This is a genomic window from Streptomyces sp. NPDC012769, assembly GCF_042901205.1.
Lineage (GTDB): Bacteria > Actinomycetota > Actinomycetes > Streptomycetales > Streptomycetaceae > Streptomyces.
The window spans coordinates 766,820-789,254 of the sequence record NZ_JBIBCP010000004.1 but is presented as its reverse complement, the minus strand read 5'-3'; the positions used below and the strand labels follow the sequence as shown (position 1 = coordinate 789,254).

Below are 22,435 nucleotides of genomic sequence, written 5' to 3'. Positions count from 1 at the left end.
CACCCTGTGTGAAGAAGCTGTGGGGGGCCGATGGCGGGATCGCGATCCGGCTGTCGGCCCCCTTCGTCGTGCCGTACGGTTTCCGCAGATGAGAGAAACACCCCGGGCGGAGCCTCCCCAGCCCCGCCCACACCGTGCCTTCGCGCACACCGCTGGAGCCCTGGGCTCCGGAACTCCTCACCGATCGGATGGCCGCCCGCCCCACACCCCCCGGGGCGCGCGGCAGCCCGGTCAAGGCGACCGCCCCGGAACCACCCCCCCTGTTCCGGGGCGGCCGGCTGTCTTCTGGGCCCTCGTCGTCCTCGCCGTCAGCACCTGGCAGGTCCTGGTCCACGGCCCCCTCGCCCGCCTCGACGAGCGTCTCTCCCGCGCCCTGGTGGACACGGTGCCGCGCACGCTCTCCGAGCTCGCCTCCGACCTCGGCAACCTCACCGTCGCCGTGCCGGTCCTGGCCGCGGCGATGGCGTACGCGGCCTGGCGCGGCCGCCGCGTCGCCGCCCTGGCCGCGGGGGTGGCCATGGCCCTCGTCCCGCTCCTGGTGGTCCCCCTCAAGGCGTGGACGGCCCGCCCCGGCCCCCTCGAACCCTGGGCCCACGGCTACTTCCCCTCCGGCCACACGGCGACGGCGATGGTCGCCTACTTCGGCGCGGCCCTCCTGCTCTCCCGCCGCCTTCTGCCCGTCGCCGCCGCGCTCACCGCGATCACGGCCACGGGTCTGGTCCTGCGCGGCTTCCACTGGCCGCTGGACGTCCTGGCCTCCGTCGCCCTGTGCCTGCCCCTGCTGCGCTGGCCGGAGTTCGCCGCGCGGTACGGTCGTGCCGCCCCTCACGCGACGACCGAACCGGAGAACCGATGACGATCCGACGGCCCGGACTCCCGACGGACCTGCCGGCACCGGAGCTGCTGTGGGCGCGCTGGGCCCTGGCCGCCGTCGTGCAGGCGACCACCGCGTCGGAGAAGGACGGTGTCCACCGGACCGGTGTCTGGATCGACGAGGAGGGGCTGCACCTCGACGACTGCGGTTGCACCTGGTGGACGTTCTCCCGGCTGGGCGAGGGCCGTTACGTGCTGTTCGGCGAGGACGAGTCCAGCGGCTGCAAGTGGCACGAGCCGCCGGTCGACATGCTGGCGGGCGGCCCCGACTGGCTTCCGTACGAGGAGCTGCGCGACCGGCTCGCCGGGAACGAGCTGGGCTGTGTCTACTGGTACGAGAACGGTGCCTGGGCGCGCGCCCCGTACCCGGAGGACCTGGACGACGACGGCCTGGACTGCGGGATGAGCCGCTTCGTCGTCCGGGACGAGGCCCTGGGGCTCCTGGACGAGTACGTCGGGTACGGCGAACCGGGCGGAGAGGTCCTGATGGAGCACGCCGAGGGCTACCGGCTGACGCCGGAGCTCCTCGACGCGCACGTGACTCCGCTCGACGGGAGCGCCCCGGACCGTCCGGCGATGGTCAGGGCGCTCCGGCGGGCGGGGCTAGGCGGGGCTCAGCTCCAGCGGTAGGCGTCGAAGTTCCGGCTGAACTCGCCCTGGTTGAAGCGGTCCCAGTTGATGGACCAGGTCATCAGGCCGCGCAGCGCGGGCCAGGTGCCGTGCGTCTGGTAGCTGCCGCAGTTCGTCCTTCTCGTCAGGCAGTCGAGCGCCTTGTTCACCTCGGCCGGAGGGGTGTGCCCGTTGCCGGCCTGGGGGGAGGCGGGCAGGCCGATGGCGACCTGCTCGGGGCGCAGCGCGGGGAAGACCCGGTCGGTGTTGCCGGCGACGGGGAAGCCGGTGAGGAGCATGTCGGTCATGGCGATGTGGAAGTCGGCTCCGCCCATGGAGTGGTACTGGTTGTCGAGCCCCATGATCGGGCCGGAGTTGTAGTCCTGGACGTGGAGCAGGGTGAGGTCGTCGCGCAGCGCGTGGATGACGGGCAGGTAGGCGCCGGCGCGGGGGTCCTGGCCGCCCCAGGGGCCGGAGCCGTAGTACTGATGGCCGAGCTGGACGAAGAAGGTCTCCGGGGCCATGGTCAGGACGAAGTCCTCGCCGTAACGGGCCTTCAGGGTCTTCAGGGCCGTGATGAGGTTCACGATGACGGGGCTGGTCGGGTTGCGGAAGTCGGTGTCGCCGGTCTGGAGGGACAGCGAGTGGCCCTCGAAGTCGATGTCGAGGCCGTCGAGACCGTACTCGTCCATGATCTTCGACACCGAGGTGACGAAGGCGTCGCGGGCGGCGGTGGTGGAGAGCTGGACCTGGCCGTTCTGGCCGCCGATGGAGATGAGGACCTTCTTGCCGGCCGCCTGCCTGGCCTTGATGGCCGCCTTGAAGTCGGCGGCCGATTCCACTCCCGGGCATTCGGTCGCCGGGCAGAGGCGGAAGCGGATGTCGCCGGAGGTCACCGAGGTCGGTTCGCCGAAGGCGAGGTTGATGACGTCCCAGGAGTCGGGGACGTCGGCCATGCGGGTGTAGCCGGAGCCGTTGGCGAAGCTCGCGTGGAGGTAGCCGACGAGGGCGTGGGCGGGCAGGCCGCCGCCGGGGTCGCCGCCGCCGGTCGTGGTGGTGGCGGTGACGGCCGCGGACCTGGCCGACTCGCCCGCGCTGTTGGCCGCCGACACCTGGAAGCGGTACGAGGTGCCGGCCGCGAGCCCGGTGGCGGTGTACGCGTTGGTGGTGACCGTCGCGGCGAGGGCACCGTCCTTGTAGACCTTGTACGAGGTGGCGCCGGGGACCGCGGGCCAGGTGAGGGTCACCGAGGAGGAGGTCGGGGAGCCGGCCGCGAGCCCCGTGGGGGTGGCCGGTGTGGCGACGGGGTCGCCGCCGGGGCCGAGCAGGGACAGGTCGTCGGCGACGTAGGCACCGGTGCCGTACCAGCCGTGGGTGAAGATCGTGACGGAGGTGGTGGAGGCGCCGGTGGTGAAGGTCGTGGCGAGCCGCTGCCAGTCGGGGGCGGACCGGGTCCAGGTGGAGACGTCGGTGGTGCCGGTGCCGGAGGCGCCGAGGTACACATAGCTGCCGCGCACCCAGCCGCTCAGCGTGTAGGTGGAGTGGGGCTTCACGCTCACGGTCTGGGCGCACCGGGCGTTGTCGCTGCCGGCCGGGGTGGCCTGGAGGGCCTTCGTCCCGCTGTGCACGGGTGAGGGGACGACGGCCCCGCTGCCCGCCGTACAGCTCCATCCGTCCAGGCCGCTCTCGAAGCCGCCGTTGCGGGCGAGTTCGGTGTCGGCGGCGTGGACCACGGGGGTGAGCGCGGCGAGGCCGCCGGCGGCGAGCACGCCCGCCAGGAGAAGGGTGAGGGGTCTGGTGCCGTCCACAACTGCCTCCGGTGGTGGGGGAATCGAGGTGGAGCGCGGCACAGCATGGTCCAGACCAATCAGGTGGTCAAGACCTCTGACCGTGACGCGCACGCGCCCGCGCACACCTCAGACGTCTCCCGACTCCTTTTCCTCCCGGGCCAGTTGCCCCGCCGCCTCGTGCATCGCCAGTTCAAGGAGGGCCGGGTCGGTGAGCGTGCCCGCCGCGTCGGGGGTCACCAGCCAGCGCACCCCGCCGCCGATAGCCCGACCCGGGTACGGGACGACGATCCAGGTGCCCCCGCCGGCGCTGCGGACCCCCGTGCCCAGCCAGCGCGCGGCGGTGCCCGGCGGCACGAAGAAGCCCATCCGGGCGTCGCCGAAGTCGGCGAGGACCGGGCCCGGCCGGTCCACGAGCCGGGTCAGCACGTCCAGGGTGGGATAGCCGAGCTCGGCCGGCAGGATCAGCACGTCCCACCGCCGCCCGGCGGGCAGCAGCGCGACGCCGTGCGGACTGCGCTCCCACTCCCAGCGGCAGGCCTCGGGATCCGGCGCCACCGAGGCGAGCCACTCCACCGCGGTCCTGGCGCCCGAAGCACCCGACGCCGCACCCGAGCCCGCACCGGCGCCCGCACCCGTCCCCGTATCCGCCATCACAAAGCCCTCTCTCTCCGCACGGACCCGCGGGTCGCGGTGTCCACACGGAAGAGAGAGGGCCGCCCCGCGCCCATGACGCGGGTTTCCCACCCCTCGGTTGTGATCTGCGTCACAATGACGCGGGCGGGCTCAGCTGTCGAAGCCGAGTCCCAGCCGGTCCATCGTCTTCAGCCACAGATTCCGCCGGCCGCCGTTCTCGTCGGCGCGGGCCAGCGACCACTTGGTGAGCCCGATGCCCGCCCAGGCGATCGGCTCCGGCGGGAACGGCAGGGGCTTGGAGCGCACCATCTCCAGCTGCGTCCGCTCGGTCCGCTCCCCCGCCAGCAGGTCCAGCATCACGTCCGCGCCGAAGCGCGTGGCGCCCACGCCGAGACCCGTGTACCCGGCGGCGTACGCCACCTTGCCCTGGTGCGCCGTGCCGAAGAAGGCCGAGAAGCGCGCGCAGGTGTCGATCGCCCCGCCCCAGGCGTGGCTGAAGCGCAGACCCTCCAGCTGCGGGAAGCAGGTGAAGAAGTGCTGGGCGAGCTTGAGGTACGTCTCCGGGCGGTGGTCCATCTCCGCGGCCACCTTGCCGCCGAAACGGTAGATCGCGTCGTAACCGCCCCACAGGATGCGGTGGTCGGCGGTGATCCGGAAGTAGTGGAACTGGTTCGCGGAGTCCCCGAGCCCCTGTCGGTTCTTCCAGCCCACCGATGCCAGCTGCTCCTCGCTCAGCGGCTCGGTCATCAGCGCGTAGTCGTACACCGGGACGACATAGTGCCGCACCCGCTTGACCAGCGACGGGAAGACATTGGTGCCGAGGGCGACCCGACGGGCCGCGACCCGGCCGTACGGCGTGCGCACGGCCATGCCGCCGCCCGCCGACACCAGGTCGAGCGCCGGGGTGTTCTCGAAGATCCGCACACCGAGGTCCAGACAGGCCCGCTTGAGGCCCCAGGCGAGCTTCGCCGGGTGCAGCATGGCCACTCCGCGGCGGTCCCACAGACCGCCCTGGAAGGTCGGCGAGTCGACCTCGGCCCGCACCGCGTCCCGGTCCAGGAGCGTGAGACCGTCGGCCAGACCGAGCCGGTCGGCCTCCTCGTACCACTCGTGCAGCTCGTCGAGCTGGTAGGCCTCGGTGGCCACGTCGATCTCGCCGGTGCGCTCGAAGTCGCAGTCCAGGGAGTAGCGGGCGACGGTCTCCTCGATGGCGTCGAGGTTCCGCTCGCCCATCCGCTCCAGCTTCGCGAGCTCCCCCGGCCAGCGGGCCAGGCCGTTGCCGAAGCCGTGGGTCAGGGAGGCGGCGCAGAAGCCGCCGTTGCGGCCCGAGGCGGCCCAGCCCACCTCGCGGCCTTCGATCAGCACGACATCCCGGGAGGGGTCGCGCTCCTTGGCGAGGAGCGCGGTCCACAGTCCGCTGTAACCGCCGCCGACCACGAGCAGGTCGCACCGCTCGGTGCCGGTGAGGGCGGGCAGGGCTCCGGGCTTGCCGGGGTCTTCCAGCCAGAAGGGGACGGGCTGGGCGTCGGAGAGAGATTGTGCAGCGAGACGCATGGCGACTGGGGCCATGGTTTCCAACTCCTTCGGTGCCTGACCGGCTGTCGGTCAGGCCGTTGCTGTTTTCTTGCGCCGGTTCGAGATGATCTGGCCGGCCACCACGATCACCACCGCGAGGACGAACATCGCGGTGCCGATCACGTTGATCTGCACGGGCGTTCCCCGCTGCGCCGAGCCCCAGACGAACATGGGGAAGGTCACGGTGGAGCCCGCGTTGAAGTTGGTGATGATGAAGTCGTCGAACGACAGCGCGAAGGCGAGCAGGCCTCCGGCGGCGATGCCGGGCGCGGCGATCGGCAGGGTCGCCCGCAGGAAGGTCTGCACCGGACCGGCGTACAGGTCGCGCGCCGCCTCCTCCAGACGGGGGTCCATGGACATCACCCGCGCCTTGACCGCCGTCACGACGAACGACAGACAGAACATGATGTGGGCGATCAGGACCGTCCAGAAGCCCAGCTCCGCACCCATGTTGAGGAACAGGGTGAGCAGCGAGGCGGCCATGACGACCTCGGGCATCGCCATCGGCAGGAAGATCAGCGAGTTGATCGCGCCGCGCGCCCGGAAGCGGTAGCGGACCAGCGCGAAGGCGATCATCGTGCCGAGGGCGACCGCGCCGACCGTCGCCCACGCGGCGAGCTGGAGCGAGAGGGTGAGCGACGCGCACAGGTCGGCCACCCCGCAGGGGTCCTTCCAGGCGTCCAGCGAGAACTGCTGCCAGGCGTAGTTGAAGCGCCCGTTCGGCTTGTTGAAGGAGAACGCCATGACGACGACGTTCGGCAGGATCATGTACGCGAGCGTGAGCAGACCCGCGATGGCAACCAGGTTCTTCCGCAGCCACTGCATCAGACCAGGTCCTCCGTTCCCGCGCGGCGGATGTAGACGGTGACCATGAGCAGCACGATCGCCATGAGGATGAACGACAGGGCGGCGGCCGTCGGGTAGTCGAGGACCCGCAGGAACTGCGACTGGATGACGTTGCCGACCATCTTGGTGTCCGTCGACCCGAGGAGCTCGGCGTTGACGTAGTCACCGCTCGCCGGGATGAAGGTGAGCAGGGTGCCGGAGACGACGCCCGGCATCGACAGCGGGAAGGTCACCTTGCGGAAGGTGGTCGCCGGAGAGGCGTAGAGGTCCTGCGCGGCCTCGTGCAGCCGGCCGTCGATCCGCTCCAGGGAGGTGTACAGCGGCAGGATCATGAACGGCAGGAAGTTGTACGTCAGACCGCAGACCACCGCCATGGGGGTGGCGAGCACCCGCTCGCCCTCGGTCCAGCCGAGCCAGCTGGTGACGTCCAGGACGTGGAGGGCGTTCAGCACGTCCACCACGACGCTGTCGTCGGCGAGGATCGTCTTCCACGCCAGCGTCCGGATCAGGAAGCTGGTGAAGAACGGCGCGATCACCAGGACCAGCAGGAGGTTGCGCCACCGTCCGGCCTTGAAGGCGATCAGGTACGCCAGCGGATAGCCGAGCAGCAGGCACAGCAGGGTCGCCGTGCCCGCGTACAGCAGCGAGCGGACGAACTGCGGCCAGTACTCCGTCAGGGCGTCCCAGTAGGTCCGGAAGTGCCAGGTGACCTCGAAGCCCTGCTCCAGGGAGCCGGTCTGCACGGAGGTCGATGCCTGGTAGACCATCGGCAGCGCGAAGAAGACGAGCAGCCAGACGATGCCGGGCAGCAGCAGCCAGTACGGGACGAGCCGCTTGCGCGTGGCGGGTTTGCGCGGCACCGGCTCGCCGGCCGGCGGCGCGTCCTTCGTCAGGAGGGCGTTCACGAGGCGTCCTCCACCGTCTCCACACCCGCGTCGATGTCCTGGGAGGCGTCGAGGCCGAAGGTGTGCGCTGGGTTCCAGTGCAGGACGACCTCGGCGCCCGGCACCAGACGCGCGTCGCGCTCTATGTTCTGCTCGTACACCTGGAGCTCGGCGCCGGCCGGGGAGTTCACCACGTACTGCGTGGAGACGCCGATGAACGACGAGTCGACGATCCGCCCGGTCACCCGGTTGCGGCCCGCGGCGATCTCCCCCGCGTCGTCGGCGTGCGCCAGGGAGATCTTCTCGGGCCGTACGCCCACCAGCACCTCGCCGCCCACGCGGACGGCGGAGGCACAGCGCTCGCCCGGCACCCGGAGCTTGCCGCCCCCGGCGGTGACGAGCACGTCGTCGCCGGTCTCGACGACCTCGGCCTCGATCAGGTTGGAGGTGCCCAGGAAGTTCGCGACGAACGTCGTCCGCGGGTTCTCGTACAGGTCGGCGGGGGCGCCGAGCTGCTCGACCCGGCCGCCGTTCATCACCGCGACCTGGTCGGCCATGGTCATGGCCTCCTCCTGGTCGTGGGTGACGTGCACGAAGGTGATGCCGACCTCGGTCTGGATGCGCTTCAGCTCCAGCTGCATCTGGCGGCGCAGCTTCAGGTCGAGCGCGCCGAGCGGCTCGTCGAGCAGCAGCACCTGCGGGTGGTTGATGAGCGCGCGGGCGACGGCGACGCGCTGCTGCTGGCCGCCGGAGAGCTGGTGCGGCTTGTGGCGGGCCTTGTCGCCGAGCTGGACCAGCTCCAGCATCTCGTCGACCTGCTTCTTCACCGACTTGATGCCGCGCCGGCGCAGGCCGAAGGCGATGTTCTCGGAGATGTCCATGTGCGGGAAGAGCGCGTAGGACTGGAAGACGGTGTTCACGGGCCGCTTGTACGGCGGCAGATCGGTCACGTCCCGGTCGCCGAGGAAGACGCTGCCCGTCGTGGGGTCCTCCAGGCCGGCGATCATCCGCAGCGTCGTGGTCTTGCCGCAGCCGGAGGCGCCGAGCAGGGCGAAGAAGGACCCCTGCGGGACGGTCAGGTCGAGCGGGTGCACGGCGGTGAAGGAGCCGTACGTCTTGCTGATGCCGGTGAGACGGACGTCGCCGCCGGTGGTGGTGTCAGTCATGGGTGGAATCCCGGTGTTCGTGAAGGAATGGACGGCGGCCTCAGGCACCGATGAGCTTGGCGAACTTCTCCTCGTACGCCGTCTCCTGCGCGCTGCTGAGCGAGCGGAAGGCGTGCGACTTCGCCGCCATCGCCTTGTCCGGGAGGATCAGCGTGTTGCTCGCCAGCTCGGGGTCGATCTTCGCGAGCTCGTCCTTCACCCCGTCGACCGGGCAGACGTAGTTGATGTAGGCGGCCAGCTGGGCGGCGACCGGAAGCTCGTAGTAGTAGTCGATGAGCTTCTCGGCGTTGGCCTTGTGGCGGGCCTTCGTCGGGACCAGCAGGTTGTCGCTGGAGGTGATGTAGCCGGCGGAGGGGATGGCGAACTTGATGTCCGGGTTGTCCGCCTGGAGCTGGATGACGTCACCGGCCCACGCGAGACAGGCCGCCAGGTCGCCCTTGTCGAGGTCGGAGGTGTAGTCGTTGCCGGTGAAGCGCCGGATCTGCTTCTTGTCGACGCCCTTCTGGAGCCGGCCGACGGCGGCGTCGAAGTCGGCGTCCGTGAAGGAACCGGGGTCCTTGCCCAGGTCGAGGAGCGTCATGCCCACCGAGTCGCGCATCTCCGTCAGGAAGCCGACCCGCCCCTTGAGCGAGGGGTCGTCCAGCATCTGGGTGACGGAGTCGACCTTCTTCCCTCCGGTCGCCTTGCTGTTGTAGGCGATGACGGTCGAGATGCCCGTCCAGGGGTACGAGTAGGCCCGGCCCGGGTCCCAGTCGGGGCGGCGGAACTGCGCGGACAGGTTGGCGTACGCGTTCGGGAGGTTCGCCGGGTCGAGCTTCTGCGCCCAGCCCAGCCGGATGATGCGGGCGGCCAGCCAGTCCGTCACGCAGATCAGGTCGCGCCCGGTGTCCTGACCGGCGGCGAGCTGCGGCTTGATCTTTCCGAAGAACTCGACGTTGTCGTTGATGTCCTCGGTGTACTTGACCTTGATCCCGGTCCGTTTGGTGAACGCCTCCAGGGTCGGACGCGTCTTCTCGTCCTCGCTGACGTCCATGTACTCGGTCCAGTTGGAGAAGCTGAGGGTCTTCTCCTTCGCCGAGAAGTCGGTGGACGCCGGGCCTTCGCCCTCCCGCTTGGCGGGCGGGATGCCACAGGCGCTCAGGCCGGCGAGGCCACCGACGGTGAGCGCGCCGACGCCTCCGGCACGCAGCATCGAACGGCGGGTGAGGGCGCCCCGGCCGCTCGTGAGGCTGCGCCGCATCGCGGCCAGCTGCGCCGCGGACAGGCTGTCGGGCTCGTACTGCTCCATGCGCTGTGCCCTTTCGGGATGGTTTCGCCGCTGGTCGGACGGCAGGCTTCACGCGGCGGTAGCCGCATGTCGATTACAGGCGGTCCCCGAAGATCGTGCGGTGCCAGTCCTTCGCGGCGACCGCGGTGTTGTCGTACATCACATGCTTGACCTGCGTGTACTCCTCGAAGGAGTACACGGACATGTCCTTTCCGAAGCCCGAGGCCTTGTAGCCGCCGTGGGGCATCTCGCTGATGATCGGAATGTGGTCGTTGACCCACACGCACCCGGCCTTGATCTCACGGGTGGCCCGGTTCGCCCGGTAGACGTCCCGGCTCCAGGCGGAGGCGGCGAGCCCGTACGGGGTGTCGTTGGCGAGCCGGATGCCCTCGTCGTCGCCGTCGAAGGGCAGGGCCACCAGGACCGGTCCGAAGATCTCCGACTGCACGACCTCGCTGTCCTGCGCGGCACCGGTGATCAGGGTGGGCCGATAATACGCACCGTCCTTGAGCTCGCCACCAGGGGCTTCGCCTCCGGTGACGACGGTCGCGTACGCCCGGGCCCGCTCGACGAAGCCCGCGACCCGGTCCCGCTGGGCATGGCTGATGAGCGGACCGAGGTCGGTCGAGGGGTCGAACGGGTCCCCGACGCGCACGGTCTCCATGAGTTCCGCGACCCGCGCGACGAAGGCGTCGAACAGCGGACGCTGGACATAGGCCCGGGTGGCGGCGGTGCAGTCCTGTCCGCTGTTGATCAGCGAGGCGGCGACGGCCCCGTGGGCGGCTGCCTCCAGGTCGGCGTCGTCGAAGACGACGAAGGGGGCCTTGCCGCCGAGCTCCAGGTGCAGCCGCTTCACCGTCGAGGTCGCGATCTCCGCGACGCGCCTGCCCACTCCCGTGGACCCGGTGAAGGAGGTCATGGCCACGTCCGGGTGCCCGACCAGATGCTCGCCGGCGATCCGCCCGGCACCCGTGACCACGTTGACGACGCCGTCCGGGATGCCGGCCTCCTTCGCCGCCCGGGCGAACATCAGCGAGGTCAGCGGCGTCAGCTCGGCCGGCTTCAGGACGATGGTGTTCCCGGCGGCGATCGCCGGCAGGATCTTCCAGGCCGCCATCTGCAGCGGATAGTTCCACGGGGCGATGGAACCCACCACACCGATGGGCTCCCGCCGGACGTACGACGTGTGGTCACCGCTGTACTCGCCCGCCGACTGCCCCTGGAGGTGCCGGGCGGCTCCGGCGAAGAAGGCGGTGTTGTCCACCGTCCCCGGCACGTCGAACTCGGTGGTGAGCTTCACGGGCTTGCCGCACTGGAGGGACTCGACCCGGGCGAAGTCCTCCGCCTGCTCGGCCAGCACACCGGCGAGCCGGTGCAGCGCGTCCGACCGCTCGCCCGGCGTGGCCCCCGCCCACTCGGGGAACGCCTCCCTGGCGGCCGCGACGGCCTCGTCCACGTCACCGGCCGAGGCCAGCGCGTAGGTGTACACGCTCTCCCCGGTCGCCGGATCGATCACGCTGTGGTCCTGTCCGGAGGTCCCGGCCCGAAGCCGCCCCCCGATGTACTGCGCGCCGTCCGCGAAGCGATCCGACACCTGGAAGCGGTTGCCCATGACGCTCTCCGTTGTTCCAGCTCGAGTTGAGTGCCGATCCTGACAGAGGCCCTCAGGTGCAACAAGTGATTCCGTTGTTGCCTTTTGGTTACGCGACGGAATCGGTCGACCAATGTGTCGAGGTCGGCGGGAAATTGCCGTACGGACTGTCCGTGGCACCTGACAAGCTGCCATGCATGAGCGATCTCGACACACTGAAACAGCAGGTCAGAACCGGAGCGAAGACCAAATGGCTGCATTTCTGGGGCCACCGGCCGCGCCCGGACGGGCAGCTCTCGGCGAGCTGTCTCAGCCAGTGGTGGCCGTCACCCTTCGAGGTGGACGGGGTGCGCTACGCGACGGCCGAGCACTGGATGATGGCGCGGAAGGCGAGGCTCTTCGGCGACGCGGAGGCGGAGGCGGCGGCCCTCGGCGCGCCCACCCCGGCCCACGCGAAGAATGCCGGCCGCCTCGTCCGCGGTTTCGACGAGACCGTCTGGGAGAAGGAGCGCTTCGCGATCGTCGTCGAGGGCAGCGTCCACAAGTTCTCGGCCGAACCCCTCCGCTCCTTCCTCCTCGGCACGGGAGGGCGGGTGCTCGTCGAGGCGAGCCCGCTGGACCGGATCTGGGGCATCGGTCTGGCCGCGGACGACCCGAGGGCCTTCGACCCGGAGCGGTGGCGCGGCCTCAACCTCCTCGGCTTCGCGCTGATGGAGGCGCGGGAGAGGCTGCGGGGAAAGGGCGCGGGGGCCGTTTCGGCCCCCGCGGAAGACTGACTGACGCCCGCGGTCAGCGCGGGGCGGCGGAGACGGTGAGGCGCGTCGCCCAGGGGTCCTCGGAGCCCTCCAGGCCCTCCGGGTTGCTGGCGATGACCCAGATGAGGAAGCCCAGGAAGGCCAGGCCGATCAGGGTGCCGATGGCACCGAGCACGATGCCCGCGATGGCCATGCCCCGGTTGGTGGCCACGCCCCGGTTGGCCTTCTTCAGGCCGATGATGCCGAAGATCAGCGCCAGGACGCCGGGGATCGCGCCGAGCCCGTAGAAGCAGAAGCCGGCCACGGAGATGATGCCGAGGACCATGCCGGCCGTGCCCATGCCGTTGTCCGGGTTCTGCTGCCAGCCCGGCTGGCCGTAGCCGCTGCCGTACGCGGCGTATCCCGGCGCCGCCGGATATCCGTAGCCCGTCCCGGCGCCCATCCCCGTCTGCGGGGCGACCGGCTGGGTCGGATAGCCGAAGGATCCGCCCGGCGCTGCCGGCGGAGGCGGGATCTCGACGCCGGACGCCATGGTCGGCTGGTCGTGCACCGGCGACGTGGGCGCACCCGTCGGACCGGACGCGCCCCCCGGCCCGGACGTCCCCGACGGACCTGTCGCCCCCGGCGCCGCCCCGCCCGTCGTCCCCTTGCTCAGTTCGACGCCGTCATGGTTCGGCGGAGCCCACGGGTCCACCGGCTGGTCGTTGTTCTCGGACATGGGCCTCCCCCATCGTGGTCACGCCATGCTACGACCTCACTCCGACGGGGGAAGGGCCAGGGGAACGGCCCGGGGGAGCGGCCGAGGGAGCGAGCCGAGGAAGCGCCCCGCCTACGATGACCCGATGACCGACCTGCATTCCTTCATCGCCGGGCTCCCCAAGGCCGAGCTGCACGTCCACCACGTGGGCTCCGCCTCGCCGCGGATCGTCTCCGAGCTGGCCGCCCGCCACCCGGACTCCAAGGTCCCGACGGACCCGGAGGCGCTGGCCGACTACTTCACGTTCACGGACTTCGCCCACTTCATCGAGGTGTACCTGTCCGTCGTGGATCTGGTGCGCACTCCGGAGGACGTGCGCCTGCTGACCTTCGAGGTCGCCCGGGACATGGCCCGGCAGAACATCCGCTACGCGGAGCTGACGATCACGCCGTACAGCTCGACCCGCCGCGGCATCGACGAGCGGGCGTTCATGGCGGCGATCGAGGATGCCCGCAAGGCGGCGGAGGCGGAGCTCGGTGTGATCCTGCGCTGGTGTTTCGACATCCCGGGTGAGGCGGGTCTGGAGGCGGCGGAGGAGACGGCACGTCTCGCGGTCGATCTCCGGCCGGAGGGCCTGGTGTCGTTCGGTCTGGGCGGCCCGGAGATCGGCGTGCCGCGCCCGCAGTTCAAGCCGTACTTCGACCGGGCCCGGGCGGCCGGTCTGCGCTCGGTGCCGCACGCGGGTGAGACGACGGGCCCGGAGACGGTCTGGGACGCCCTGCGCGAGCTGGGTGCCGAGCGGATCGGCCACGGCACGAGCTCCGTCCAGGACCCCGAGCTCCTGGCCCATCTGGCCGAGCACCGGATCGCGCTGGAGGTCTGCCCGACCTCGAACATCGCGACGCGGGCGGTGGAACGCCTTGAGGACCACCCGATCAAGCGGATGGTGGAGGCGGGTGTGCTGGTGACGATCAACAGCGACGACCCGCCGATGTTCGGTACGGACCTGAACAACGAGTACGCGGTGGCGGCGCGGCTGCTCGACCTGGACGAGCGGGGTCTGGCGGCGCTCGCGAAGAACGCGGTGGAGGCGTCGTTCCTGGACGAGGCGGGGAAGGCGCGCCTGGCCGAGGAGATCGACACGTACACGGAGCGCTGGCTGTCGGCCTAGGCATCAGCAGAATGGGGGGCATGGCCTCCGTGACCCCCCGCCCCCCGTCCGCCGTCCTCTCCCCCTCCTCGTCCCCGTCCCCGTCCCCGTCCCTCACCGTCGTGGCGCACCGCGGCGACCCGTACCGGGTCCGGGAGAACACGGTCCCTTCGATCCTGTCGGCGATCGGGCGGGGCGCGGACGCGGTGGAGGTGGACGTGCGGCTGACGAAGGACGGCGTGCCGGTCCTGCTGCACGACGACTCGTTGAAGCGGCTGTGGGGCCATGACCGGCCGCTGGCGGCGCTCACCGTCGCGCGGTTGAAGGAGCTGACGGACGGCGGGGTGCCGACGCTGCGGGAGGCGCTGCTCGCCGCGGGGGCGCACCGGCTGATGCTGGATCTGCCGGGCGGGGACGAGGGGTCGGTGCGCACGGTCGTCGGCACGGTGCGGGAGTGCGGGGCGGCGGAGCGTGTCTTCTACTGCGCGGGCGGCGTGGCGATGCTCCAGGTGCGGGCGGCGGATCCGAGTGCGGAGATCGCGCTGACCTGGAACACGCTGGCTCCGCCGCGCCGGGTGCTGCTGGACGCGGTGCGTCCGCGCTGGCTGAACTACCGCTTCGGGCTGGCGAGTCGGGAGCTGGTGGAGCGGGTGCACCGGGACGGTCTGCTGGTGTCCGTGTGGACGCCGGACACGAAGCGGTCCATGCGTAAGCTGATCAGGAACGGGGTCGATTCGATCACGACCAATCGCGTCGACGCCCTGGCAGCCGTCCTGCGAAAGGCCCGTCGATGACCGACCCGCACGCTCCCGACCACCTCCACGACCGCATCCGCACCGACGTCGCGCACAACGCCCGGGTGTGGAACTACTGGCTGGGCGGCAAGGACAACTACCCGGTGGACCGGGCCGTCGGCGACCAGGTGACGTCGTTCCATCCGAGCATCGGCGAAGTGGCGCGCGCGGACCGCGCGTTCCTGGGCCGGGTGGTGACGCATCTGGCCGCGGAGGCGGGCGTGCGCCAGTTCCTGGACATCGGTACGGGCCTGCCGACGGCAGACAACACCCACGAGGTGGCCCAGCGGGTGGCCCCGGACTCCCGGATCGTCTACGTCGACAACGACCCGATCGTGCTGACCCACGCCCGCGCCCTGCTGACCGGCTCGCCAGCAGGCGTCACGGAGTACGTGGACGCCGACGCGCACGATCCGGAGAGGATCCTCCGGGCGGCGGCGGGAACGCTGGACTTCACCCGGCCGGTCGCCGTCCTGATGCTGGGCATCCTCAACTTCGTCCTCGACGGCGACAAGGCCCGCTCGATCGTCCGCACCGTCATGGACGCCGTGCCCTCCGGGTCCTACCTGGCCCTCACCCACCCGACGTACGACGCCGAGCTCGGCGGCGAGGCGAACGTGGCGGCGATGGAGTTCTGGAACGCCCACGCCACCCCGCCGATCACGGCCCGCGGCCGCGCCGAGTTCACCTCCTTCCTGGACGGGCTCGACCTCCTGGAGCCGGGCGTGGTGTCGTGTGCGCGCTGGCGTGCGCCGGAGGCGGCCGAGGTCGCGCAGTTCGGTGCGGTGGGCCGCAAGCCGTAATGGGAGCGGGGCGGATACGGGGGGTCCGGGAGGTACGGGCCTGGGGCGCGGCCAATCCGTGGGCGGTGGACATCGGGGTCGCGCTGCTGGTGCAGGCGGCGATGACGATGCCGTTCGTGGTGCCGCGCCCGCCGGAACTGGAGCCGGCGACATGGTCGGCGTACGGGCTCAGCACCCTGACCGTCGTGCCCCTGGTGTGGCGGCGCCGGGCGCCCGTGGCCGTCCTGCTGGCCATCCTGGCGACGAGCGGCCTGTACCGGCTGGCGCTGGACGGGCCGGGGCAGCCGCTGCCGTACACCGGCCTGGTCAGCCTCTACACGATCGCGGTGCTGTCTCCCGCCCGGAGGCGACTGGCGGCGGGGATCCTCGTCGCGCTGGCGGTGCCGGTGTCCGTCTGGCTCAACACCCGGTCGATGCGCGAACTGACCTTCTCGCTCTTCGTGTTCGGGGCCGCGTATGTCTTCGGGCGGCTGACCGACGCCCGGCAGCGGGCGCACCGGGTCGAGGCGGAGCAGGCGGCGGCCCGGGAACGGGCCCGGATCGCCCGGGAGATGCACGACATCCTGTCGCACGCCGTGAGCCTGATGATCGTGCAGGCGGAGGCGGGCCCGGTGGCGGTGCGGGTGGCGCCGGAGCGGGCGGAGGCCGCCTTCGAGGCGATCTCGGAGACCGGCCGGGACGCGATGGCGCAGCTGCGGCGGATGCTGGGCGTGCTGCGCGAGGAGGAGGACGAATCCCGGGCCCCCAGGGAGCCGCAGCCCGAGGTGGGCGCGCTGCCCGAGCTGGTCCGGCGGGTCCGGGCCGGGGGTCTGGACGTGCGGTACGGGACGACCGGCACGGTGCGCCCGCTGCCGGCCGCGACGGGGGCGACGGTCTTCCGGATCGCCCAGGAGGGGCTGACGAACGTGGTCAGGCACGCGCGGGCGGCCTCGGCGTCGGTGCTGGTGGCGTACGGGGAGGACGAGGTGGAGGTCCGTGTGACGGACGACGGGCACGGCCCCGGGCCGGGACGGTCCGGCGGTCACGGCCTGATCGGCGTGCGGGAGCGGGCCGCGGCCCACGGCGGTACGGCCTGGTCGGGCCCCGGCCCGGACGGCAGGGGCTTCGAGCTGCGCGCGGTGCTCCCGCTGACGGAGTCGCACGAGGCACACGAGGCACACGAGGCGGGGAAGGTACGGCGGGGATGACGATCCGTGTGGTGGTGGCGGACGACCAGGAGCTGGTGCGCAGCGGTTTCGCGCTGATCCTGGACGTCCAGGAGGACATCGAGGTGGTCGCGGAGGCCGGGGACGGCGCCGCGGCGGTCGCCGCGGTGCGCCGGCACGCGCCCGATGTGGCGCTCCTCGACATCCGGATGCCGGTGATGGACGGCATCGAGGCGTGCCGGACGATCAGCGCCGGGTCGGCGTGCCGGACGGTGATGCTGACGACCTTCGACACCGACGAGTACGTGTACGAGGCGCTGCACGCGGGGGCCAGCGGCTTCCTGTTGAAGGACGTGCGGCGGGACGACCTGGTGCACGCGGTGCGGGTGGTGGCGGCGGGCGAGGCGCTGCTGGCCCCGTCGGTGGCGCGGCGGCTGGTGGAGCAGTACACCTCGGGCGGGCCGCGGCGGACCGATCCGCGCCTGGACGCGCTGACGGTGCGGGAGCGGGAGACGCTGCTGCTGCTCGCGCGGGGGCTTTCGAACGCGGAGATCGCGGCGGAGCTGGTGGTGAGCGACCACACGGTGAAGACGCATGTGGGCAACGTGCTCGCGAAGCTGGGGCTGCGGGACCGGATCCAGGCGGTGATCTGCGCGTACGAGACGGGTCTGGTCACGGCGGGCGCTCCCCCGGCCGGGGGAGGCGGGGCGGCCGGCTCCTCCCCCGCGTGGGCGAGGAACTGACCGGGCGAGGACCGCCGGTGCGGGCGATCCGTGGATCGCCGCTGGTCAGCAGGATGAGGTTGTCGAGAACAACGGCTCGCAACCATGGAGTTGACCATGAAGAAGTCCACCCGCGCCCTGCTCGCCACGGCCCTGGTCCTGGGGGTGTCGGCCGGCCCGGTGCTCACTCCGGCGTTCGCTTCCGGGAGCCCGGCGGCCGTGTCGCGGACGTCGAGTCCCGCCCCTGACCTGAGCACGGTGATCGCGGGTCTGCCGAGCGCCGACGCGACGGCCGCGCTGGTGCGGATCGGTGGTACGGAGGGGGCGTGGCAGGGCAGTTCGGGGGTCCGCGACCTGGAGTCGAAGGACCCGGCGGATCCGTCCGCGCGCTTCCGGGCGGGGTCGGTGACGAAGGTGTTCACGGCGGCGACCGTGCTGTGGCTGGCCGCCGAGGGCCGGATCGACCTGGACCGCTCGGCCCGCTCGTACCTGCCGGAGCTGATCCCCGGCCGGTACGCCACGGTGACCGTGCGTCAGTTGCTGAACCACACGCACGGCATCCCGGCGGCGGACTTCCCGGGCGACACCGTGGAGGAGTGGTACGCGCGCCGCTTCGAGGTCCACCGCCCCGAGGACATCGTCCGCTCGGCGACCGCGAAGCCGCGCGAGTTCCGGCCGGGGACCCGGCAGCACTATCTGAACATCGGCTACACGATCGCCGGTCTGATCGTGGAGCGGGTCACGGGTGACACGTTCGAGCACCAGGTGGAGCGTCGGATCCTGCGTCCGCTCGGGCTGCGGGACACGTACTTCCCGGGAACGGACCCGCGGATCCGGGGCCCGTACAACCACGGCTACCAGACGATGCGGCTGGACGACGGGACGACCGGTCTGCGGGACGTGTCAGTGTGGGGCACGACGGACGGCTGGGCTGCCGGTGACCTGATCTCCACGACGGCGGACCTGGAGCGGTTCACGCGGGCCCTGTTCGCGGGGGAGGTGGTGCGCGGGCCGCTCCTGGAGGAGATGTTCACGCTGCCGAAGGCGGTGGACTTCAAGAGCGGCGGCCCGGCCGCGTACTCCGTCGGTCTGTCGATGAAGAAGCTGGGCGGACGCGAGGTATGGGGCAAGACGGGTGGCCGCTGGGGCTACAACGCGGCCATCGCCTCGACCCGCCACGGCGAGCGGACCCTGGTCTACAGCGTCAACTCGACCGACGCGAAGGGCCAGGACATGAACAAGGTGGCGCTGGGGATCATGCTGGCGACGTACGGCCTGCCGTCGGAGTGACCGGCTCGCCCGGGGCGCCCGCCGTCGACGCCTCCAGGCGCCTGATCAGCCGGTGGACGGCGAGCAGCGGCAGGATCCCGATGACGCCGAACGACATGTCGATCACCGACCACCAGAAGGGGATGCCGCGGATCGGCCCGCAGATCAGGGCGAGCGGGATGATCCCGGCGCAGGCGATCATCCCGAACTGGACGACCCAGATGTTGCGTACGGGGTCGCGGTAGGGCCCGTAGAAGGCGACGGCGATGACGAGGTGGGCGAAGGCCAGCCAGTCGGTGCCGTACAGCAGGAAGGGGTACCGGTCGTCGGCGGCGTCGAGGCCGTCCCGTACCCGTGCGATCCACTCCAGGAGCCCGGGGAACGGCTCGGCGAGCGGGGCGGCCCAGGACGTCAGGGCGCCCTCGACCAGGCGGAGTTCGGTGACCAGCGGGAACGCCGTGGCCCCGCTGAGCACCAGACAGACGATGAAGACGACCAGCCAGACGCGGATGCGCTTGAGGAGGGCTCTCGGCCCGTTCGTGTCGTTCATGCGGGCAGCCTACGCCCCCTCATGAACGTGTTCAAAAACGGGTCAGGGTGCGGGCCGCGGCATGCGAGAGGACCGTCGCCCCGGCCGCCACCGCCAGCCCGGCGACCACGTCCCGGACCCGGGCCGGCCTCAGCACCCCGGCCCGTCGCAGCCGGCCGCGCGCCCAGAGGGTGAAGGGGACGACGACCAGGGGCGAGGTGGCCGAGCCGGGCGTCCAGCCGCGGACGGCGGCGGCCTGCGCGAGGTGCACGAGCCCGTGCAGGCCGAAGCCGTTCAACGCCCCCTGGTAGAAGGCGGACCGGCCGCCGCTGCGCCGGCCGGCGACGGCGGCCGAGCCCACGATCGCGGCCATCACCGCGACAGCGGCCCGGAACTCGCGGTCGTCGACGGAGCCGGCCGCCCGCCACACCGCCTCCGGCACGCCGGGGAAACGCTCCCGCAGCCGGGGCAGGTTCTCCCGCAGCCACCGGGGCCCGAAGGCCACCTCCTCGGCGTCGTGCAGGGCCCAGGCGGCGAACAGCCCGTAGGTGACGAGGACGTCGGGGGTGTCGTGGTCCATGCTCGGGCAACTCGCGGACCGGTGACCGAGTTCCACCGCCCGGTGAACTCGGCACGCTTCCCTGTGTGATGTCCCGGGCGACGGCGAGCCGGGCGGCTCCCCCGGCCCGGGCACCTTGTCGGTCAAGGAGCGCGGTACGGTGCCGGGATGGCTGACCGACCCGCGCGTACGACCCCGCCGCGGCCGCTCGACGTGGCGGCCCTGTTCCCCGAGGTGGCCCGCTACCGCCGGGAGGCGGTCCGGCTGCATCCGCGCGCCGGGAGTCCCGGGGTGCGGGAGAGCTCGATGGGCGGGCCGCTGCTCTGGCCGGCGGACGAGCCGTGGCCGGCCTGCGCGGACGACCACCCCCGCACGGCGTTCGCCCCGCCGCGGGACGCCGCGGGCCCGCTGCCGCTCGTGCCGGTGCTCCAGCTGTTCGCCGGGGACGTCCCCGGGCTGCCCTTCCCGCCCGGCACGGACGTGCTCCAGCTGCTGTGGTGCCCCTTCGACCACGAGCCGCGCTACGCGCCGCGCCCGGAGCCGTACTGGCGTGCGGCCGCCGAGGTCACCGAAGTCCTGCTCGACCCGCCGCGTCCCGCCGGCGCCCGGGAGGACTACGTGCCGGGGCCGTGCGTGCTGCACCCGGAGCGGGTGGCGGAGTATCCCTCGTGGGACCTGCCGGAGGAGGTGTACGAGGCGCTGGAGGAGCGTTTCGACGAGGTCGAGGAGGAGACGGGCTGGTCGTACTGGTCGCATCTGTCGGTGGCGCCCGGTGTGAAGGCGGGCGGCTTCCCGACCTGGACGCAGGACCCGTACTGGCCGGACTGCGAGGGCTGCGGGCGGCGGATGGAGCATCTGCTGACGGTGAGCAGCCGGGAGTTCGACGGCGAGTCGTGGCGCTCGTGGGTGCCCCGGGAGGACGTGCCGCGGACCGGGACGGTGCTCGACCTCCCCTACGAGGAGCGCCGCCGGGTGCAGGGCGCGCACGGGCTGATGCTCGGCGACATGGGCGGGGTGTACGTCTTCGAGTGCCGGACCTGTCCCGGCCGGCCCTTCGCGTACCACCACGACTGTTCGTGAGAACGGCCGTGGGGGGGGGGGGACGCCCCCCCCCCCCACGGCCGTGTGGTGCCGGTGATCAGCCCAGCGAGGTCATCACGTGCTTGATGCGCGTGTAGTCCTCGAAGCCGTACGCCGACAGGTCCTTGCCGTAGCCGGACTTCTTGTAGCCGCCGTGGGGCATCTCGGCGACCAGCGGGATGTGGGTGTTGATCCACACACAGCCGAAGTCGAGCGACTTGGACATGCGCATCGCGCGGCCGTGGTCCTTGGTCCAGACGGAGGAGGCCAGGGCGTACTCGACGCCGTTGGCGAACTCCAGGGCCTGGGCCTCGTCGGCGAAGGACTGGACCGTGATGACCGGGCCGAAGACCTCGTTCTGGACGATCTCGTCGTCCTGCTTGAGGCCGGAGACGACGGTCGGGGCGTAGAAGTAGCCCTTGTCGCCGACCCGGTGGCCGCCGGCCTCGACCTTGGCGTGGGCCGGGAGGCGGTCGATGAAGCCGGCGACCTGCTTGAGCTGGTTCTCGTTGTTCAGCGGGCCATACAGCACGTCCTCGTCGTCCGGCTGACCGGTCTTGGTCTCCGCGGCGGCCTTCGCCAGGGCGGCGACGAACTCGTCGTGGATGGACTGGTGCACCAGGACACGGGTCGCGGCGGTGCAGTCCTGACCGGCGTTGAAGAAGCCGGCGACGGAGATGTCCTCGACGGCCTTCTCGATGTCGGTGTCCTCGAAGACGACGACCGGGGCCTTGCCGCCGAGCTCCAGGTGGACGCGCTTGACGTCCTTGGACGCCGACTCGGCGACCTGCATGCCGGCCCGGACCGAGCCGGTGATGGAGGCCATCGCCGGGGTCGGGTGCTCGACCATGGCCCGGCCGGTCTCGCGGTCACCGCAGATGACGTTGAAGACGCCCTTGGGGACGATGGAGCCGATGATCTCGGCCATCAGGACGGTCGACGCCGGGGTGGTGTCCGAGGGCTTGAGGACGACCGTGTTGCCCGCGGCGAGGGCCGGGGCGAACTTCCACACGGCCATCATCATCGGGTAGTTCCACGGCGCGACCTGGGCACACACACCCACCGGCTCGCGGCGGATGATCGAGGTCATGCCCTCCATGTACTCGCCGGCGGACTTGCCCTCGAGCATCCGGGCGGCACCCGCGAAGAAGCGGATCTGGTCCACCATCGGCGGGATCTCCTCGCTCGCGGTGAGGGCGACCGGCTTGCCGGTGTTCTCGACCTCGGCGGCGATCAGGTCCTCGGCGCGCTCCTCGAAGGCGTCCGCGATCTTCAGGAGGACCTTCTGGCGCTCGGCGGGAGTGGTGTCACGCCATGCGGGGAAGGCGGCCGCGGCGGCCTCCATGGCGGCGTCGACGTCGGCCTGGCCGGACAGCGGGGAGGTGGCGTACACCTCACCGGTGGCCGGGTTGATCACGTCGATCGTGCGGCCGTCGGCCGCGTCCCGGAACTCCCCGTTGATGTAGTTGCGCAGCCGGCGCAGCTCGGTGGTCACTTGCCACCCCTCCTGTCACGTTCTGGTCCGCACCTCGTCGTGCGGTGTCCCGATGGGCGAGACACCCCAGGGTAATCGGTCCACTGACGCTTTCAACAGCCCCGACGGCCCCCAACTTCGGATTCAGTAAGATCAAGAGGCTTGAACAACGGATTTCATCACTCTGGGGTTGCAAGACCGACGAGGTTCGGTGCACAGTGAAG

Annotated in this window: 22 protein-coding genes; 10 read left to right on the top strand and 12 right to left on the bottom strand. The window is 71.4% G+C overall.

Annotation, left to right across the window (positions count from 1 at the left end; all coding sequences use genetic code 11):
- The first annotated feature begins 88 nt into the window (after positions 1 to 88).
- The gene (locus ACFY7C_RS24820; RefSeq protein WP_389654329.1) at positions 89 to 856 is read left to right on the top strand and encodes a phosphatase PAP2 family protein; all 768 of its coding nucleotides are present in this window, start codon (positions 89 to 91) and stop codon (positions 854 to 856) included.
- Complete coding sequence (locus tag ACFY7C_RS24815) at positions 853 to 1,503, top strand: hypothetical protein (protein WP_389654327.1); 651 nt, start codon at positions 853 to 855, stop codon at positions 1,501 to 1,503. Before ACFY7C_RS24820 ends, ACFY7C_RS24815 begins: the two co-directional genes overlap by 4 nt.
- Here ACFY7C_RS24815 and ACFY7C_RS24810 read toward each other — a convergent pair.
- From ACFY7C_RS24810 to ACFY7C_RS24775, 8 genes are all read right to left on the bottom strand, one after another.
- Positions 1,488 to 3,290: a chitinase gene (locus tag ACFY7C_RS24810; protein ID WP_389654325.1), complete on the bottom strand. Its 1,803-nt coding sequence runs from the start codon at positions 3,288 to 3,290 to the stop codon at positions 1,488 to 1,490. The genes ACFY7C_RS24815 and ACFY7C_RS24810 overlap by 16 nt on opposite strands.
- A gap of 108 nt (positions 3,291 to 3,398) precedes the next feature.
- Positions 3,399 to 3,923 carry a hypothetical protein gene (locus ACFY7C_RS24805; protein ID WP_389654323.1) on the bottom strand — a complete coding sequence of 175 codons (525 nt, stop codon included), beginning with the start codon at positions 3,921 to 3,923 and terminating at the stop codon, positions 3,399 to 3,401.
- Positions 3,924 to 4,055: 132 nt separating this feature from the next.
- Positions 4,056 to 5,474: an NAD(P)/FAD-dependent oxidoreductase gene (locus ACFY7C_RS24800; protein WP_389654321.1), complete on the bottom strand. Its 1,419-nt coding sequence runs from the start codon at positions 5,472 to 5,474 to the stop codon at positions 4,056 to 4,058.
- Positions 5,475 to 5,510: 36 nt separating this feature from the next.
- Positions 5,511 to 6,305: an ABC transporter permease gene (locus ACFY7C_RS24795; RefSeq protein ID WP_389654319.1), complete on the bottom strand. Its 795-nt coding sequence runs from the start codon at positions 6,303 to 6,305 to the stop codon at positions 5,511 to 5,513.
- Positions 6,305 to 7,231: an ABC transporter permease gene (locus tag ACFY7C_RS24790; RefSeq protein WP_389654317.1), complete on the bottom strand. Its 927-nt coding sequence runs from the start codon at positions 7,229 to 7,231 to the stop codon at positions 6,305 to 6,307. Before ACFY7C_RS24790 ends, ACFY7C_RS24795 begins: the two co-directional genes overlap by 1 nt.
- Positions 7,228 to 8,376, bottom strand: coding sequence for an ABC transporter ATP-binding protein (locus ACFY7C_RS24785; protein WP_389654315.1), 1,149 nt, complete (start codon positions 8,374 to 8,376; stop codon positions 7,228 to 7,230). The genes ACFY7C_RS24790 and ACFY7C_RS24785 overlap by 4 nt, the downstream gene beginning before the upstream one ends.
- Before the next feature lie 40 nt (positions 8,377 to 8,416).
- On the bottom strand, positions 8,417 to 9,664 hold the full coding sequence (locus tag ACFY7C_RS24780) for a spermidine/putrescine ABC transporter substrate-binding protein (protein ID WP_389654313.1): 1,248 nt from the start codon (positions 9,662 to 9,664) through the stop codon (positions 8,417 to 8,419).
- Positions 9,665 to 9,737: 73 nt separating this feature from the next.
- Complete coding sequence (locus tag ACFY7C_RS24775) at positions 9,738 to 11,255, bottom strand: gamma-aminobutyraldehyde dehydrogenase (protein WP_389654311.1); 1,518 nt, start codon at positions 11,253 to 11,255, stop codon at positions 9,738 to 9,740.
- Positions 11,256 to 11,431: 176 nt separating this feature from the next.
- On the opposite strand from ACFY7C_RS24775, the gene ACFY7C_RS24770 reads away from it, so the two are divergent.
- Positions 11,432 to 12,010 carry an NADAR family protein gene (locus ACFY7C_RS24770; protein ID WP_389654309.1) on the top strand — a complete coding sequence of 193 codons (579 nt, stop codon included), beginning with the start codon at positions 11,432 to 11,434 and terminating at the stop codon, positions 12,008 to 12,010.
- A gap of 13 nt (positions 12,011 to 12,023) precedes the next feature.
- On the opposite strand, the gene ACFY7C_RS24765 is transcribed toward ACFY7C_RS24770, so the two are convergent.
- A complete protein-coding gene (locus tag ACFY7C_RS24765; RefSeq protein ID WP_389654307.1) occupies positions 12,024 to 12,707 on the bottom strand; it encodes a DUF4190 domain-containing protein in 684 nt (227 codons plus the stop codon).
- Positions 12,708 to 12,831: 124 nt separating this feature from the next.
- Here ACFY7C_RS24765 and ACFY7C_RS24760 point away from each other — a divergent pair, with 124 nt between their 5' ends.
- The 6 genes from ACFY7C_RS24760 (at position 12,832) to ACFY7C_RS24735 (ending at position 18,590) form a co-directional block, all read left to right on the top strand.
- The gene (locus tag ACFY7C_RS24760) at positions 12,832 to 13,857 is read left to right on the top strand and encodes an adenosine deaminase (protein ID WP_389654305.1); all 1,026 of its coding nucleotides are present in this window, start codon (positions 12,832 to 12,834) and stop codon (positions 13,855 to 13,857) included.
- A gap of 20 nt (positions 13,858 to 13,877) precedes the next feature.
- Positions 13,878 to 14,630 carry a glycerophosphodiester phosphodiesterase gene (locus ACFY7C_RS24755; RefSeq protein ID WP_389654303.1) on the top strand — a complete coding sequence of 251 codons (753 nt, stop codon included), beginning with the start codon at positions 13,878 to 13,880 and terminating at the stop codon, positions 14,628 to 14,630.
- Positions 14,627 to 15,433, top strand: coding sequence for an SAM-dependent methyltransferase (locus ACFY7C_RS24750; protein WP_389654301.1), 807 nt, complete (start codon positions 14,627 to 14,629; stop codon positions 15,431 to 15,433). Before ACFY7C_RS24755 ends, ACFY7C_RS24750 begins: the two co-directional genes overlap by 4 nt.
- On the top strand, positions 15,433 to 16,620 hold the full coding sequence (locus ACFY7C_RS24745) for a sensor histidine kinase (protein WP_389654299.1): 1,188 nt from the start codon (positions 15,433 to 15,435) through the stop codon (positions 16,618 to 16,620). Before ACFY7C_RS24750 ends, ACFY7C_RS24745 begins: the two co-directional genes overlap by 1 nt.
- Positions 16,617 to 17,321, top strand: coding sequence for a response regulator (locus ACFY7C_RS24740; protein ID WP_389654297.1), 705 nt, complete (start codon positions 16,617 to 16,619; stop codon positions 17,319 to 17,321). The genes ACFY7C_RS24745 and ACFY7C_RS24740 overlap by 4 nt, the downstream gene beginning before the upstream one ends.
- 96 nt (positions 17,322 to 17,417) lie before the next feature.
- Positions 17,418 to 18,590 carry a serine hydrolase domain-containing protein gene (locus ACFY7C_RS24735; protein WP_389654295.1) on the top strand — a complete coding sequence of 391 codons (1,173 nt, stop codon included), beginning with the start codon at positions 17,418 to 17,420 and terminating at the stop codon, positions 18,588 to 18,590.
- On the opposite strand, the gene ACFY7C_RS24730 is transcribed toward ACFY7C_RS24735, so the two are convergent.
- Positions 18,556 to 19,119, bottom strand: coding sequence for a hypothetical protein (locus ACFY7C_RS24730; protein WP_389654293.1), 564 nt, complete (start codon positions 19,117 to 19,119; stop codon positions 18,556 to 18,558). The genes ACFY7C_RS24735 and ACFY7C_RS24730 overlap by 35 nt on opposite strands.
- A gap of 31 nt (positions 19,120 to 19,150) precedes the next feature.
- Positions 19,151 to 19,678 (bottom strand): HXXEE domain-containing protein, encoded by a 528-nt coding sequence (locus ACFY7C_RS24725; RefSeq protein WP_389654291.1) that lies wholly within the window; start codon positions 19,676 to 19,678, stop codon positions 19,151 to 19,153.
- Between the two features lie 147 nt (positions 19,679 to 19,825).
- Between ACFY7C_RS24725 and ACFY7C_RS24720 the strand changes: the two genes are divergently transcribed.
- Positions 19,826 to 20,737, top strand: a complete 912-nt coding sequence (locus ACFY7C_RS24720; RefSeq protein WP_389654289.1) for a DUF1963 domain-containing protein — start codon at positions 19,826 to 19,828, stop codon at positions 20,735 to 20,737.
- A gap of 58 nt (positions 20,738 to 20,795) precedes the next feature.
- Here ACFY7C_RS24720 and ACFY7C_RS24715 read toward each other — a convergent pair whose 3' ends face one another.
- A complete protein-coding gene (locus ACFY7C_RS24715) occupies positions 20,796 to 22,232 on the bottom strand; it encodes a gamma-aminobutyraldehyde dehydrogenase (RefSeq protein ID WP_389654287.1) in 1,437 nt (478 codons plus the stop codon).
- Between the last annotated feature and the right edge of the window lie 203 nt (positions 22,233 to 22,435).